The sequence below is a fragment of the Accumulibacter sp. genome (assembly GCF_036625195.1).
GTDB lineage: Bacteria > Pseudomonadota > Gammaproteobacteria > Burkholderiales > Rhodocyclaceae > Accumulibacter.
This window is the reverse complement of record NZ_JAZKUG010000001.1, coordinates 1,630,115-1,646,536: the sequence shown is the minus strand read 5'-3', so window position 1 is coordinate 1,646,536 and position 16,422 is coordinate 1,630,115. Positions and strand designations below refer to the sequence as shown.

The window sequence follows — 16,422 nt, the reverse complement described above, 5'->3', positions numbered from 1 at the left end:
GATGGTGGCAGACAGCCGCCATCGGCCTGGAGGACAATGGCGGCCTTTTGCTTGTGTCGGGATAGGTCATGATCGAGATGCTCTTCACCCAGGCGCTGGGCCTGGTTGCTCCGTGGCAGGTCAAGCAGGTCGACTTCAACCGGGAGGCCGGCCGGATTGACTTTCAAGTGACGTTTGGCGGCAGCCGGCACATCTGCCCGGCCTGTGGAGCGGCGGCGCAACCTTTCCATGATCGACTGGCGCGCTCCTGGCGACATCTCGACTTCTTCCAGTACGAGGCCTACCTGCATGCCGAGGTGCCGCGAGTGGCGTGCTCGGGCTGCGGGAAGGTGACGCAGATTCCCGTGCCGTGGGCACGTGAGGGAAGTCGCTTCACGCTCCTGTTCGAAGCCTTGACGTTGATGCTCGCGCCGACCATGTCGGTGCTCGCCGCTGGCCGCCTGGTTCGTGTACCGCCCCGTCGGCTGTGGCGGGTCATTGAGCACCATGTCGGCAAGGCCCGTGCCAGAGAGTCGCACGCCGGGGTGCGCACGGTCGGAATCGATGAGACGGCTTGCCGGCGGGGCCAGCAGTATCTCTCTGTTTTCTATGATCTGGATGCGCAGCGCCTGATCTTTGCCACCCCCGGCCGGGACAAGTCCTGCCTGGAGCGGTTCGCCGAGGACCTGAGCGTGCATGGCGGTCAGCCGCAAGCGGTCACGCATGTCAGCATGGACATGAGCCGTTCGTTTCAGGCCGGCGCCGCCGAGCACTTCCCGCAAGCCACCGTCTGCTTTGACCGCTTTCATGTCGTCGCACTCGGCAGCAAGGCGCTCGACGAGGTGCGACGCGCCGAGGTCAAGAGCCAGCCCGAACTCAAGGGGACGCGCTGGAGTCTGCTCAAGAATCCCTCCGCCTGGACGATCCCGCAACTCCAGACCATGCACTGGCTGCAGCGCTCCAACCTCAAGACCGCGCGAGCTTGGCGCATCAAGCAGGCCTTGCGCACCATCTACGCAACGGCCCGATCGCCTGACGAAGCCCGGCCCCTCTTCCAACGCTGGCTCAGCTGGGCCAGGCGCTGTCGACTCGATCCCTTCAAGCGCCTGGCCCGAACGCTCACCACTCACCTCACCGGCATCCTCAACGGCTTCGAAGCCGGCAAGCACAACGGTCGCGTCGAGGCCATGAACCGCGCACTTCAGGAAGCGCGAGCCCGCGCCCGCGGCTACCGCCGCGTCGAAAACTTCATCGCCATGGCCTATCTCGTTGCCGGAAAACTCACTCACTTGCCCACCCCGCCGTTTGCCCAGATCGCCCTCGTTCCACACAAAACGGAGTAAACCCAAGTATTCCGCTCGATACCTGGCGGCATTCACCTACCGCTTCAACCGTCGATTCGACCTCAGCACTTTGCATCAGCGGCTCCTCATCGCCGCTGCTCGCTGTGACGCCCACCCCGAGCACACGATTCGCTTGGCTGAGACTCATTGCTAATCAGGAATTTGATTGTAGTGCAACGTCTGACCACTGCCGTTTCAGGCGGGGTATTTCCTACCGATCGCGAGCAATGGAAATTGGCGTGTGAGCAGACTTGGTAGTTTAATCCCTCAAAGACGAGCCACGCAGTTTCCTATTCATTGCTGGTGCTTCATTTGACTGTATTGGGGTTCGGGGTTATTCACTGTTCGCCTTCTCGCATGAAATCTACGTCGAAGCCCTTGGTTAGCATGAACAGATGCTTATCCTCCAAAAATGCCTCCCCTGGAGACACTGTCTTTGACAGGTGAAGCAAGAACAGCTCCCTCTTCCACTTTCTTGCTACGAAAAAATGGCGTATTTCAAAGCCACGATACTTTTCGAGCCCCGATAAAGCTTCTAAGTCTACGGTGTTCCGCAGCACCGATATGCCTCCGTGCTTAATTATTTCTATCTCCTTTATACCCTTGGTTTTTGGATTTGACAGAATGTAAGATTTGTGCTGTTTCAGCACCTGCTCTGGTGTTTCATCGCTTTCTCTTGCCAAAAGAGTCACGTTGAACGCTCCACAAGTGCCTCGGAGCAGGCTTGTGTCGTCAAGAGTGAATCTCCATTCATCGGAATAGGGAAGCACAAGGAAGTAATGGAAGTGACTGCTGGATATTGTGAAAAATTCATCACCCTCCGGTGGCTCGGGTCTTATAAACTGGATTCCGTCTCGCTTGTCTTGGAACGATTTACCTGTGAAGTAGATGGTCTCATCTGCATTTGCTGCAGCCCAGCCAGAAAGGGAGCCAATGAAACAAGAAAAGAGGAGCAGCGTCTTGAGAAATTTCATCGCGATTCCTTTGGCGGCTTGGCGCGTGCAGCAAGCTCTTGCTCGTTGAGTTCGGGACCGGACGTCATTGCGGAACACATAATTGAATCACCAACATAACCTTTGTGGCTATCTGCCTGCAACTGGGCTCAAGAGCGATCCCTCTCCACCTTACTTGCGTCCCTGCACCGCGCTCATGAGGCGGTTGAGCAGTGAATCGGTGCTACGGTTGTATTCGTCCGGGTAACCCCAGTACCGTAGTCGGCCGTCTGGCGCGTAAGCTAGGTAGTACGCCCCGAGCGTCCCAGCGTGGTGGATCGCGTAGCCGTGCATCGAATGCGAGACGCCGTCGATGACGACGACGCGCATCGTCTTTGGCTCAACACCAACGCAACGCTCAAAATCCGACGCCTGCATGCCCTTGGCGAGCAGTGGTAGGTGGTGACTGGTCAACCTGGGGGTGCAAGCCACGGCCACAATGGCAATGGCCAGAGCGGCCAGCGTCCTCCAAGCGCGGCGGTACACCATCCCGTCCGACCCCCTTCACTGAGGCTTCATGCGGCGTGTCTTGAGTTCCTGCACGGCCTTGACGAGCGCTGGATCGTCGGTTTTGCCGAGTTCTTCTTCCAAGCCCCAAGTCAGCACGCGCTTGGGCTCCCCGACGAAGATGACCATAAATGGGCTTGTGGAAAAAACAGGATAGACGACGGGGATGCAACCGTATTTCCCGCAGGTCATCGTCACTTGCTGGCTGGCGCCGGTGATCAATCCATACCACTGCGCCTCATAGGCTTGGCCGTCGAGCTCAAACGTCGCGCGTGCTGAAGGCTTCGCTGGGCTGAGCGCCTCGTCCACCTCCTCGAACGATGCACCGCGTTGTAATCCGGCCAACCTGTCGCGATCGACCGTGGTTGGGACATTTGCACAACCCGAAAGCGCTACAAGAAGCAACGCCAGGTGCACGAATCTTTGCCGGGACGATTGCATCACTGGGTCTCCTTTCTCAATGGCTGCCGCTGTCAGCTTTCTCCAACTGAATGCCGACTAAATTCAGTATAGGAAATTCCACGCCAGCCGTAGCAGTATTTCTGGTGCGATGAGCAAGCCAATAGAGGTCGATGGTCGGGTTGGCGCCAGGGCGCGATGCGAGCTGGAAAACGATAATTCTTCGGCGTTTCGACAAGGCGCCAATGGCCTCGGTGGCTGACGGGCAGACGCTCGAACCGGCGACACTCGAGGTCGGAGGCTGGTCGGCAGCGGGGTGCCAACCAGTCACGGATCCAGCATTTCCCCTTCGCCGGAACGGCACCCCTGTCCCCTCCGGCTACCAATGCCACCAATAAACCGCTTGATTGAACAACGTGTAAGCTGTTGATTCGTAATGGGGCAATTTGACGCACTCGTGGACTTCGGCCTCAAGCGGGCAGCGAGGCCGGAGAGAAGAATGGCCAGGAGAGAGTGGAAACGGCCAAATCCGGGCGCCCGAGCGAAGAGCCGAAGTCCGCAGGAAGCCGCACGAACGCGCGCCAGCACGCAGGAGTACGATCGGCATAGGGGCGGTCAGAGTACCTGACCGTTCCCCTGCCACACCACCCGGCATGCGGGTCCGCACCGGGCGGTTCAAGTAGTTGAGGTTATGAGAGACGCGGCACGCCGAGTCGGTCGAAGTAAGCGATCGGCATCACACGATTCAGCGCGAAGCAGCTGTTACGCCACCATCGACGGCTGTTTGCGGCGATCCGATGGGCATCCGGCTTAGCAGCACCCAACGCCAGCAATTCCCGATACATCGTCGTACCCCGACGCCAGTGCTTGAGTTGCAGAGCACGCAACCGGTGACGCAACCACTCGTCGAGTTCGCGGAACACTTTCGGCGTCTGCGCAAGCTGAAAGTATCCCTTCCAGCCCGGCATGTAAGTCCGGAGCCGTTCCACTACGTCCGACAGGCTACGCCCGCCCGAGCGACGCGTCAGTTGTCGGATGCGTTGCTTGTAGGTTTCTTTTGCCTTGTCGGCAACCCGGCATTTCACTTGGCCACCTGGACCATACCAGAAGCTAAAGCTCAGGAACTTGCGACCAGATGCCGGTGCAACCGCCGTCTTGGCTTCATTCACCTTCAGGTGAAGTTGCTCATAGAGTCGGCGCAGCCCATTGAGTACCCGCTCACCGGCCTGCCGACTGCGCACATAGACATTGCAGTCGTCGGCATAGCGAACGAAACGATGACCACGCGTTTCCAGCGCACGATCCACCTCGTCGAGCAACACATTAGCCAGCAGCGGCGACAGCGGGCCGCCTTGCGGCGTCCCCTCGTACCGCTGCATGACCACGCCGCCATCCATGATGCCGGCCACAAGGTAACGACGAATCAGCCGCAGCACGGCCTTGTCGTCGATTCGCCTCGATAACCGTTCCATCAGAATGTCGTGATTGACCCGGTCGAAGAACTTCTCCAAATCGACATCGACCACCATCCGGTAACCGTCCTGCACGTAGCGCCGCGCCGTGAGCACGGCGTCGTGCGCACGGCGTCCGGGTCGGAAGCCGAAGCTGTATTCGGAGAACGTCGGATCAATCATCGGCTGCAAGACCTGCAGCAGGGCTTGCTGGATCAGCCGATCCGTCACCGTCGGAATCCCCAATTCCCGCATCCCGCCACCGGTCTTCGGAATCTGTACGCGCCGCACTGGCTCAGGCCGGTAACTGCCGTTCAGTAATGCCTCCCGAATCCCCGGCCAGTACGTTCTCAGGTACGCCGCCGTCTCGACAATCGTCCGTCCATCCACCCCAGCACTGCCGCGATTAGCTTTGACGCGTTTCCACGCCATTACCATGTTCGCGCTCGCGAGCGCCTGCGTGAGCAGCTCATCTCGCCCTGAACCTTCGAGTCCCTGTCGCGCCGGCCGTGCTTCATCACGCAACGCTTCGGGCTTGGCTTCACCTCGCCCTCCCGCCTTGCGCCCCGGTTGCCCGAGCTTCTGATGCATTGCACTTCCAAGCAACATGGCCGTCGGCCCTCCTACTCGTTCGACCCTTCGCCCGCTACCGGCGGCTACTATGGCCTCTGCTGACTTCTCGCTCCGGCTTGTCTCCGTCGGCCTTTCAGCCATAAGGCGAGAGCTCCCCAGGTAAGAACGCACTCCTTCCCTGCACAGCCGCCGAATCTACGCCACTTCGCCTGGATCACGAGAGCTTCGCGGTCTCTGGCCCGCTCGCCCTGCTCGGCAGCGCCTTCTATCCGGTTCTTGTTCATCGGCTCGCAGTTTCGCTCCACGCTTCCTTCCCACCATCGGTCGCCCTCAGGCAGTTGCGCTTCGCTTCGTTCGCTGTGATCAACTTACGGCGGGACTTGCACCCGCAAGAGTGCGCCCATGCTGGGCGCACCAAAAAAAAGACCAACCCGATGAGGGGTTGGTCTTCTGGTTTGGTGGGCCCGCAGGGACTTGAACCCTGGACCAAAGGATTATGCTTGCCACCACGGCTTTCGCCGCCTCTTGCGAGTTCGTGGTCTGGACTATACCTTCCCTTTACGGGCTGGCCGTCTAGTCTCTACACCTTCCCCGTGCTGCCGGGGCTTGGCTCGGTATCGGCGTGTCCCGGGGGATTTAGCTTTCACCGAATTTGACCAGTTCTACCCGTCACCAGACGTTTCTTGGCGGCGGGCAACCCATCACGAACAGCGGCCCATCGGACTCGGAGCAAGTGCCCAAGTGCCGGCTGTCCTCAACGAGTCCTCTGCTCTAACCAACTGAGCTACAGGCCCGGGCCGTATTCTACAGGCTTCCGGGTTCAGCGCGGCGCGCCCGCCGGTCTCCGGCGCCCCTGGGTCGCGCTTGTTGGCGGCGGGGCGACGGATCCTCGCTTGCCAGTGTGGTAACCGGGGGCGACGACCGAGTGCTTGCGAAACGCGCGCCAACCGCACCCTTCCGGGTCTGGCGGCGGCCACTCATCCGGCGGGACGGATGCCGGGGGAGATCCCCGCCTCGCTGAGGCAGTTCAGGATGCGCCTGGTCGTCTGGGCGATGTCTGCGTCCAGCCCGATGGAGAAGCGGATCAGCCCCTCACGCAGGCCGGCTGCCTCGCGCTCGGCAAACGGGATCTCCGACGAGGTGCTGTGTCCGGGAGTGGTGAAGAGTGTCTTGAAATAGCCGAGGCTGACCGCCAGGTAGCCGACCTTGTCCCGTTGCATCAGGGTCATCAGTCGGTTCGCCGCGGCATGGTTGCCGGCGTCAAGGGTCATCATCCCGCCCCAGCCGTACCCCGGGTTCATCAGCCGTGCCAGCAGCTCGTGCTGTGGATGCGCTTCGAGCCCCGGGTAGTGCACCGTATGACCGTGGGCGGCGAGACTGGTCGCCAGGTGCAGCGCATTGCTGCCGTGCTGGCGCAGGCGGATGTGCAGACTGTGCAGGTTCTTGAGAATGCTGGCGGCGCGCGCGCTGTCGAGCACCGGACCGAACAGCATGCTTGGTCCCGAGTTGATGTCGTTGAGCTGGCCAATGAACTCGCGGGTCGACACGACGCAACCGGCGACGCAGTCGCTGGTGCCATTGATGAACTTGGTCAGGCTGTGTACGACGACATCGGCGCCGTGGCGCAAGGGCGACAGGATCATCGGTGTGAAGGTGTTGTCGACCACCAGTCGGGCACCCGCCGCGTGCGCGAGCTCAGCAAGCTGCGGCAGATCGCTGACCTCGAGCAGCGGATTGCTGAGCGATTCGCAGTAGAGGACCCGTGTGCGTGGCGTCATTGCCGCGCGCACGGCGTCCGGGTTGCACAGGTCGACGAAGCGCGTCGTCACCCCGAAACGTGGCAGCAGGTTCTTCAGCAGGGCGTAGGTGCCACCGTAGATGCTGCGGCCGCAGACGATCTCGTCGCCGGCGGCGCACAGGGTCATCAGGGTGGTGCTGATCGCACCCATGCCGGAGGCCATGACCTGCGCGGCTTCGCCGTCCTCCATCCGTACCAGGGCGCTCGCCAGATACTTGTTGGTCGGATTGAAATGGCGCGAGTAGAGAAAGCAGCCCTCGATCTCGTGCTCGAACAGTTCCTCCATCCGTTCCGGGCTGAGGAAGGTGTAGGTCGACGAATCGGTGATCGACGGATTGACGTCACCAAACTCGCCAAAGACCAAGTAGTCCTGTACTCGCGAAGCTGGATCGAAACTCATCTCGCGTCTTCCCCCTCTCTTCCGGACGAACGGTTCCCAGCGTGGCCACGCTGTCCGGTTCTGCCGCAGTGGTCTGCTGGCGGCGGATCGGCTGGTTCACGCCGCGCCGACCGAAATCCAGCCTGCGCAGCGCGGGGCCGGTTGTCCGCCGGACGGCGGCTCACTGGCGTGGGCACCCGACTCGGGACAGCGGCGGCCGGCGCCCCCAGCCAGCGAGAAGTGTCAAAGCCAGAGCCACGAGGGCGAACGAAGCGGGCTCCGGAATCGCGGTTGCCACGGCCAGCTGTCCCAGCAGGCGATGAACCTGTGCCGATGGGTGAAGATCGTCGGAAAAGGCCGAAACCCCACAGTTGATGTCCACCGAGCCGGGGAAGAAGAACACGCCCGGCAGAACCGGGCCGATGCACGGTGTCGTCACATTGGTGATCCCGTAGACGCTGCCGGCATTGCCGACGGCATCCTGGTTGATCGCGTTGCCGAGGCCGAAGAAGTCGAGAGTCCGGATGTCGAGGTCGATTCCCCACTGCTGCAGGAAGAGGGAATCGAGCGCGACCATGCCTGCCGCCAGTGCGGCGTTGAACTGCAGCGTGACGTCAGTCGAGGCGGCCTCGTTGCCGAGTGTCGCTGCTTCGGGCGTCAGGCCGAGATCAGGCAGACTCGAGACGAGGAAGTGGCGTGCACCGGCCTGCGCGAGCAGGCCGATCGCGTCGCTGATGTTCTGCGCCGTCGCCTGCGCAGCTGCCTTGCGGGCGACGTCATCACCCGGCGTCGCTCCCGGATTGGCAGTGCGTGCGTCGCGCAGGTCGTTGGCGCCGGCGAGGACGACGTAAAGGGCGCCCGGATTGGCGGCGCGGGTCAGGCCCGTTGCTGGACTGAAGACACTACCGTTCCAGGCGATCAATTGACCAGTGAGACCGGTGGTCGCCCCGGCCGATCCGCCCAGGTCGGTACGCGCACCGCCGAAGGAGAAGTTCTGCCCACCCGGGGCTCCGATCGGTATCACGCCAGCAGCAGGACCGGCGAAGAAGAGGTTGCTCGGAGCCGCGTTGCCGGCGAAACCGAGCCCCTGTGCCAGGTACTCGGCCCACACCGGACCGTTGGAGAATCGCCCCGGAGCAGCCGGGAAACTCGGGAACGGCGGCGGCGCGAACGCCGTACTCAACGAGAGAACGTTGCCGGTGTCGGAGAGGCTGTCGCCGAAGAACACCAGGTCGCTGTACATGCTCGCCTGCGCGCTGCCAAGCAGGGTGCCGAAGGCAACCACGGACGTGACGAATCGCTGTCGTAGATTGTGAAGCATTTCTTCCTCCTCCTGTAGGTGTGTTGCCGGTCGAAATGCCGCGCAAGGACGCGAGTCATGGGCCCGGCCCGGCAAGTCGTCTTGTCTTCGGACGGCGCCGTCGAGAGAGCCCGGTCCATGGACAGCGAGTCTAGGAAAGCCGACTTGCGCAGTCAACCAAAATCAATGCGGCCTCGTGCGGCAGCCAGCCTGCTAGCGGACGCTGATCTCGACCCGATCGTGCTGCCCCGCGCGATCGAGGACCGTGATCTGGAAGGATCCCGGTTCCGCGAAGCTCAAGGTGAACGTCTGCCGCGCCGGCACACGGCCGACTTGGCGACCGTTGAGCAGCCAGATCAGCTCCTCCTCACCGCCGCGAGCCTCGAGCCGCAGCGTCGCCGGGGGGCCGTCGCCGGCGCGGCGTATGGTTTCCCCGTTGCTCAGGCCGACGATCCGCAGACCGTTGCCGCTGCCGCCCTCGCCGCTGCTGCAGGCGGCGGTCCATGGTGGCGGCAGTACCCGGGCGCGCAGCGCCGGGTCGAGCCAGGGTTCGAGTGCCGACGGCCAGTGTGCCATCTCGACTGCCCGCATGGCGCCGCCGGCGCAGCCGGGACGGACCCGCTGCCCGGTCGCCGGATCGCGATGGTCGGTCAGGCGCGCGGGGCCGTTTCGCAGGCGGTCGGGGAAGGTCGGCGGAGCGGTGTCGTCGAGGATCCAGGCGGTTCGCTGCTGATGACAGAGCGTCGCCGGCAAGCCCTCACTGCGCGTACCCAGCGGCCAGCAAATGCGGGCGCTGCTGACTCCCGGCGGTGGCGTGCGAGCAGCGGGCGGCGAGTCGTCGATTCCTGCAAAGAGATCGAGCAGCAGCGGTGCCGCGATGTTGGCGCCGAAGAAGCCGGGGTTTGGTGTGCCGTCGGGACGGCCGACCCAGACGCCGGCGGTGTGGCGATCGCTGACCCCCACCGCCCAGGCATCGCGAAAACCGAAGCTGGTACCCGTCTTCCAGGCAATGCCGCGGCGGCTGCCGATGCCGCCATCGACCATTCGCGCCACAGGCCCGCCCGACTCGAGGACATCGCGGATGATGAAGGCAGCCCCTTCGCTGAGCATGCGCGATTCGACCAGCGGCGACCCGGCGAGATAGCGCGGCCGGCCGCTGACACCGGCACGGGCCAGCGCACTGTAGGCGCCGACGAGTCCTTCCAGGTTGACCGCGGCACCGCCAAGGATCACGCTCAGGTTGGCGCTCGCTCCCGGTGGCAGTTCCAGCCTGAGCCCACCGCGCCGCAGGAGCGAGACGAAGCGCGGCGCTCCAAGTCTTTCGAGCACCTCGACCGCGGGCACATTGAGCGATCGTTGCAGCGCCTCGCTGACGCTGACCGGGCCACTGAAGCTGGCCTGGAAGTTGCCCGGCTGGTAGCCGGCGAAGGACTGTGGCACGTCGGCCAGCAGCGATTCCGAGTGGATCAGCCCCTCATCGAGCGCCAGTCCGTAGAGGAAGGGCTTCAGCGCCGAACCCGGAGAGCGCGCCGCCTGCACCATGTCGACGTGCGCGAAGCGCTCGCTGTCGCTGAAATCGGCCGAACCGGCATAGGCGCGCACCTCGAGCGTCGCGTTTTCGATCAACAGCGCCGCCATCGATACCCGCGGCGGCAGGATGCCCAGCCTGCTGGCGAGGATTTGCTCGACCATCTGCTGCATGGCGGCATCGAGCGTGCTTTCGATGCGCGCCGCATGCGGCTGCAAGCGCCGCAGTCGCTCGGCAAAGAGCGGCGCCAGCAGGGGTTCGCGAACGGGCTGCGCGATCACCGGTTCCTGGCGGGCGTCGGCGATCGCGCGCGTACTCCAGCGGCCCGCCATGCGCTGCAGCACCTTGTCGCGCGCGGCGCGGGCGCGCTCGGGGTGACGGTCCGGCCGCAGCAGCGATGGCGCCTGCGGCAGCGCGGCGAGGAGGGCTGCCTCGGACTCGCTCAGACGCTGCGCGCTCTTGCCCAGGTAGGCGCGGCTCGCCGCTTCGACGCCTTCGAGGACACCGCCCATCGGCGCCAGGCTGAGATGAATCTCGAGGATCTCGCGCTTCGAGCAGCGCAGCTCGATCTGCAGTGCGCGCACGATCTGCCGCAGCTTGCCGGTCGGCGTGCGCGGTATCGGTTCGAGCAGGCGAGCCACCTGCATGGTCAACGTCGAACCGCCGGAGACGATGCGGCCGTTCTGCAGCCAGAGCACGCCGGCGCGCAGGAGTGCCCACGGATTGACGCCCGGGTGCCACCAGAAGGCACGGTCCTCGAAGCCGATCAGCGCTTCGATATAGCGCGGCGAGACGTCCTCGAGGCGCACCGGATGGCGCCAGATGTGCTGCCGGTCCGGGAACGCGCGCAGCGGCGTGCCGTCGCGCGCGACGACGACCTGCGCTTGCGGCGCCCGGCGCGCTTGCAGTGGCGGCGGGAAGATCTGGTCGGCGAACAGCAGCAGCGCCAGCAACGCCGCCAGCGCCAGCCTCGCGTGGCGGCTCATTGCCTGCCGCTGTCGCCTTCGGTGCCGCTCTCGCCGGCGATCAGCAGGACTTCCTCCCCGCCGGCGAGACCGTGGATCTGCGGCTGGTACATGTCTTCGGCGTAGGTCGGCGGGACGACGAAACGACCCGGAGTGACGGCGCGGACGCGGTAGAAAAACTGCATCCTGCCGGCCAGTCGCGCCGCGACGACGAAGCGGTCATCGCGAAACTCGATGTGCCTGATGTCGCCGTTCTGCATCGCCTGGCGCGGGTCGATGCCATCGACGGTGATCGCCGACTGCTCACCCTGTACCAGGTTGGCGTTCTCGATCTCGAGGCCGGCCGGAACGTGGTCGACGATCAGGCCATTGGCGTGGCGCCCGCTGCTGCTCACCTGCAGGCGGACGAGCGCACTCTCGCCGACGCGCAGCGTCCGCTTGCCGAGGGGCTGGCCATCGGCGGTGAACCAGTCACGCCGGAGGTCGAAGGCATCGCGTCGTGGTGCCGGGAGCCGCGCCGGATGGCCGCTCAGGTTGAGCTCGACGAACAGCCGCTCCTTGCTGGTGTTCGTGAGAGCCACCCCGGCAGCCACTTCGGCTGCCGAAAGGGTCTGGTACTGGGTTCCGCGGCCGCCGATGGGTTGCGCCTTGCCCGCCACGAGCAGTTCCGCCGACCATTCACCGGCCGTCTGGCCGCTGAACTCGCGACCGAGGAGAAAGAGTGCGAGTTGCTCCTGCGTGCTGAACTGCCGTCGCTCGTCGACGGCGGCAGCGACTTGGCGCAGCAGGTCCTCGCGCCCGGCGGCCTTGACCTGATGGCGGTCGAGCAGGACGTGGATCAGCGCCCAGTCGCGCAGGTTGCTGCCATAGTCGCCCCACCAGGCGCCATCCGGTCCGCCACGCGGCTTGCCGATGCCGGCATCGATCAGGCTGGCGGCGCGCGCTTCGTCGCCCATCAGGCGCAATGCCAGTCCGAGCTGGACCAGTGCCAGCCCCGAGTGCGCTGCCGCGCGCGACTCGTGCAGTTGGCGCAACGTCGCCAGCGGCGCCTTGTCGTGGCGGGCGAGCACGTAGGCGCCGTAGGCGAGGACGGCGAAGCGTCCGGAGCCGGCGTAGCGCTGATCACTCCAGATCGCGTTCTGGTTGTAGCTGACGGCCCCCGTCGGCAGGCTGGCGACGCCTTCCTGCAGCCCCTTGAGGAGGAAATCGAGCGCCCGCTTCTCGACTTGTGGCGGCACGCTGAAGCCCTGCTCGCGGACATCGAGCAGGAAGTTGGCGACGTAGGCGGTGAGCCAGTACTGGTATTCGGCCACATTGCCCCACAGGCTGAAGCCGCCGTTGGGCGCCTGCATTCCAGCCAGGCGGGCGATTGCCTTGTCGAGCAACTCGGCGCGTTGCGCTGCCGTGTATGCCTTGAGGCCAAGATGCCTCGCCGCCGCCTCGTCGACGAAGACGTGCGGGTAGGCGGTACTCGTCGTCTGTTCGGCGCAGCCGTATGGGTAGCGGAGAAGCCCACGCACGGCGCTGCGTACGTCGATCGGCGCCTGGTTGGAGAGCGCCAGCGTGGCAAGCACGCTCGGTCGCAGCAGACCGCCGAGTTCGGCTTCGCGCAGTTCGATGCGGGCACCGGGGGCGATCGTCAGCCGCCTGACCAGCGACTGGCGTGGCGTCGGCGCCTGCACGAGGAGTGGGAAGCTGCGCTCGACGCGCCGCAGTGGACTGTCGACGCGCACTTTGATCTCGCTTGGGCCGAAGGCGCTGCCGGCCTCGATCGGGATCTGCAGGACGCGCTTCTGCTGGTCCTTGAGCGCGAACTTCTGCTCTCCGTTCCTGATCAGCGGGCCGTCACGGCTGCTCAGTGCGACTTTGATCTCCTGTTCCCTGCCGGCGAGGTTGTGGACTTCGAGGGCGAGGACGGCGCTATCGCCGGTCGACAGAAAGCGCGGCGTCGCCAGCTCGACGACGAGGGGTGCCGCCACGGTCACCTCTGCCTCCTGCATGCCGAAACGGTCGCCGCTGGCGACCACCGCCATCAGCCGCAGGCTGCCGTTGAAATCGGGCACCGGCAGCGAGACCTCGGCTTCACCCTTGTCGTCGAGGACCACCGGCCCACTGAACAGATCGACCAGCCGCAGCTTCTTCGGCAGGCTGCGCGTTGCTTTTGGCGCCGCATCGCCGCCGAACTTGAGCCTGCCCTTCTGGCCATCCATCTTTTCGATCAGCCGCCCGTAGACGTCGTACGCGTCGGCTCCGTAGCGCAGCTTGCCGAAGAAGAAGGCAAAAGGGTCGGGGCTGGCAAAGCGCGTGATGTTGAGGATGCCGACGTCCACCGCCGACAGGGTGACCTGCGCCTTCTGGCCGCTCGCCTCGGGCACTTTGACGCGGACCTTGAGCAGCTGCTCGGGCTCCATCTTCTGCGGTGCCTCGAGTGCCACCGCGAGCCGGCGGTTGCTGCGGTCGAGTGGCAGGTGGAGCAGTCCAAGGGCGCGCGCCGGCGTCACCTTGTCGCCACTGCCGGGACGCAGGACCATCACCGAAACGTACAGGTCATGGCGTTGCCACTCCCGGGCGAGCGGGATGTCGATCGTCCGGCCGTCGCTGCCGACCGACAGGCGTCGCACCCACAGCGCGCGGTCGCCTTCGACGGTGACCAGGGCCTGCCCGGCATGCGGTGGAACGATCGTCAGTCGCGCCGTCTCGCCAAGCGAGTAGGCGGGCTTGTCGAGTTTGAGCGCAACCCGATCCGGTCGCACCCCCTGCGCCTCATCCTCCTTCGCTGCCCAGCCGGCGTAGAAACGGAAGCGCATCGTCTGCCGGGTTGCGGGATCGAGGATTTCGACGCGGTAGCGGCCGTACTTGACCGGCAGGCTGAGCTTGCCGCGACCACCGGCCGGCACGCTCACCTGCGTCGTCGCGATCAGTTCGTCGGTTTCGCTGAAGCCTGAGTTCCAGCCACGCTGATCGTCGAAGCGCCAGTAGTAATTGCGGTTTTCGCGGAACAGACGCACCGGCAGCGCCGTTCCGGCTTTCAGGTTGCCGTCGGCGTCCGCCCGGACGACCTCGAAATCGGCGGCGGAAGACTCGCGTGCGTAGGCACCGACGAACAGTGGCCGCACTCCGACGAGGACCGGCGCCGGCCACCAGACGCGGTCGAGGCTGCGGACCACCGGCCGACCACCGCTTTCCAGCAGGCTCAGCGTCGTGCGCACGGCAAACGGTGAGCGCCGTTTGCCAACCTGCTCCAGGTCGACCTCAAGCGCCGCCCGGCCCTGCTCGTCGAGCCGCTGCTCGGGCAGTTCGCTGCGCGTCCTGACGCTGTCTTCGTCGGCATCACCGAATACGAAACCAGGGAGCTTCTGCATCAGCGGGTTGCGGCTGCGTTCGCTGGTGACGACGCCGAGGAGCCGGTTGCCGGCTGCCGGCGCACCGTACAGATAGCGGCCGTTGACGTCGATTCGCCACGCCTGTTCGCCTGCCAGTCGCTCGCTGCCCGTAGACAGCTCGAGCCGCATCCGTTCCGGCAGGAACTCCTCGACGGCGAACGGCATGCTGGTTGCCGCCAGCCTGGCTGCCGGATCGGCACGCAGCTCGAGCAGCCATGAACCGGTGGCGGCATCGGCCGGCAACTCGACCGGTCGCCGGTAGTAACCGGCAGCGCCGTCTTCCGCCTGCCAGTTCGCGGTCCACTGAGCCTTGCCATCGGGACGGCGGAGGATCGCCTGGATCGGCTGTTCCGGCACCGGCCGGCCGTCGGCGTCACGCGCAAGCACCGAAACCTCGAAGCGCTCGCCAGGCCGGTAGAGATTGCGGCCGCTGTAGGCGAACAGGCGTACCGGCGAATATGGCATGCCGACGACGTCGAACTCGGCGAGATCGAGAGCCGGCTCCTTGAGGGCGATCAGCGACATCTGCTCGCCCTTGCGCGCCAACAGCACACGGGCGGCGGCCGGTTTCTCGGCGAAGGCTGCGCGACCGTCACGGTCGGTCTGCACGCTGGCGAGCGACCGGCCCTGACGGTCGATCCAGCTCACCTCGACGCCAGCCACTGCCTGCCCATCGCGCAGCGAACTGACGTAGGCATCGGCACCGCGATTGGGATACTGCCGCAGGTGCAGACCCAGATCGCTGACGTAGAAGTAGGTCGTCTGGTAGTCGTCGCGGAAACGGTTCGGCTGCGACATCACCGCCACGTAGACGCCCGGCTCGCGCAGCGCCGCAATGTCTTCGACGGGAATGAAGGTGACACTGCGCCGGTTCGCCTTCTGTTCGGTCAGGAAGCGGCCGACGAATCTGCTGCTCGTCATGCGGTGAATCTGATCCAGATCCCAGCTGCCAACGGCGCCCTTGAGGCGGCTGCCGGTGTAGCGATGGCCGTCCTCGGCGTCGCTCTCCTGGTCGGCACCCGCGTCGCTGGCACTGGCATCGGCAGGAGTTCGGGCTGCGCCAGCCGGGCCGGCGATGACCTGCTCGAGGAATCTCGGCAGTTGATCCGTCTTCACCTTGAGGAACTGGATATCCACCTCGGGAACATTGACCGTCGTCACCGGCAGGCCGCCACCCTGTCCCGCCGGCAGGACCATGCCTCTGCTGGCGAAGTAGAAAGCAGGGGCAACTGCCGCGGTGAGAATCGAAAAACGCACCTCGTCTTCGAGCGGACTGCCATTGCGTGCCTTCAGGCCGGGCTGCACGCGCACCACGTAGCGCGTCTGTGGCTTGATGTGCGGGAAGAACAGCAGGCGCGGGTTGTCGCCGACGACCCAGGCGCCGGCAACCGGTTTGCCATCGACGAGCGCTTCATCGTTGGCGACGCGGTGGCTCTCACCGGCAGCGGCGAGCGTCGCTGTGCCGTCGCCGTCCTCGCCGTCCGTTTCCCCATCGCGAACTGCGGTTGCCTTCGCCTCGGCCGGCATCTCGAGCACTTGCAGGAAGCGCTCGTGATCGCCCTTGGCATCTAGTGGCAGGCTGAAGGAGACGGCCAGTGCCGGCGATCCGTCCAGCTCGCGGTGCGCGCCGTCGATCACCGCGAACGATGTGTCGCCGGGATCGACCGCTTCAGTTCCGCGTTCCGTCAGGTGCCCGATAGCCAGTAAGCCGCCCACCACGACGACGATGCCGACGACCAGCGCCAGCGTCTGTTGCAGCCGGCGCCGCGCGAGCTGCCTTGTTGTCTGCATGTGTCTTCTCCCCACCAATTCGGCGGGGATTCTA

Annotated in this window: 9 protein-coding genes and 1 pseudogene; 2 read left to right on the top strand and 8 right to left on the bottom strand. The window is 64.9% G+C overall.

From position 1 onward, the window contains the following. Positions 1-68 precede the first annotated feature (68 nt). Positions 69-1,322 (top strand): ISL3 family transposase, encoded by a 1,254-nt coding sequence (locus V5B60_RS07070; protein ID WP_332346356.1) that lies wholly within the window; start codon positions 69-71, stop codon positions 1,320-1,322. Between the two features lie 4 nt (positions 1,323-1,326). After that, positions 1,327-1,476 (top strand): annotated as a pseudogene (locus V5B60_RS07065) (IS1595 family transposase); the annotation flags it as partial. Between the two features lie 184 nt (positions 1,477-1,660). Here V5B60_RS07065 and V5B60_RS07060 read toward each other — a convergent pair. The 8 genes from V5B60_RS07060 to V5B60_RS07025 form a co-directional block, all read right to left on the bottom strand. Next, positions 1,661-2,296, bottom strand: coding sequence for a hypothetical protein (locus V5B60_RS07060; protein WP_332346354.1), 636 nt, complete (start codon positions 2,294-2,296; stop codon positions 1,661-1,663). A gap of 150 nt (positions 2,297-2,446) precedes the next feature. Continuing rightward, positions 2,447-2,728 (bottom strand): hypothetical protein, encoded by a 282-nt coding sequence (locus V5B60_RS07055; RefSeq protein ID WP_332346352.1) that lies wholly within the window; start codon positions 2,726-2,728, stop codon positions 2,447-2,449. Between the two features lie 90 nt (positions 2,729-2,818). Beyond that, positions 2,819-3,262: a hypothetical protein gene (locus V5B60_RS07050; protein WP_332346351.1), complete on the bottom strand. Its 444-nt coding sequence runs from the start codon at positions 3,260-3,262 to the stop codon at positions 2,819-2,821. Positions 3,263-3,909: 647 nt separating this feature from the next. Next, the gene (gene ltrA, locus V5B60_RS07045) at positions 3,910-5,280 is read right to left on the bottom strand and encodes a group II intron reverse transcriptase/maturase (RefSeq protein ID WP_332346349.1); all 1,371 of its coding nucleotides are present in this window, start codon (positions 5,278-5,280) and stop codon (positions 3,910-3,912) included. A gap of 941 nt (positions 5,281-6,221) precedes the next feature. Beyond that, entirely contained in the window at positions 6,222-7,442 is a 1,221-nt protein-coding gene (locus V5B60_RS07040; protein ID WP_332346347.1) for an aminotransferase class I/II-fold pyridoxal phosphate-dependent enzyme, read from the bottom strand. Between the two features lie 160 nt (positions 7,443-7,602). Next, positions 7,603-8,742: an SGNH/GDSL hydrolase family protein gene (locus tag V5B60_RS07035; RefSeq protein WP_332346346.1), complete on the bottom strand. Its 1,140-nt coding sequence runs from the start codon at positions 8,740-8,742 to the stop codon at positions 7,603-7,605. A 192-nt stretch (positions 8,743-8,934) separates the two neighbouring features. Then, on the bottom strand, positions 8,935-11,235 hold the full coding sequence (gene pbpC, locus V5B60_RS07030; RefSeq protein WP_332346344.1) for a penicillin-binding protein 1C: 2,301 nt from the start codon (positions 11,233-11,235) through the stop codon (positions 8,935-8,937). Next, positions 11,232-16,388 (bottom strand): alpha-2-macroglobulin family protein, encoded by a 5,157-nt coding sequence (locus V5B60_RS07025; protein ID WP_332346343.1) that lies wholly within the window; start codon positions 16,386-16,388, stop codon positions 11,232-11,234. Before V5B60_RS07025 ends, pbpC begins: the two co-directional genes overlap by 4 nt. Positions 16,389-16,422 lie beyond the last annotated feature (34 nt).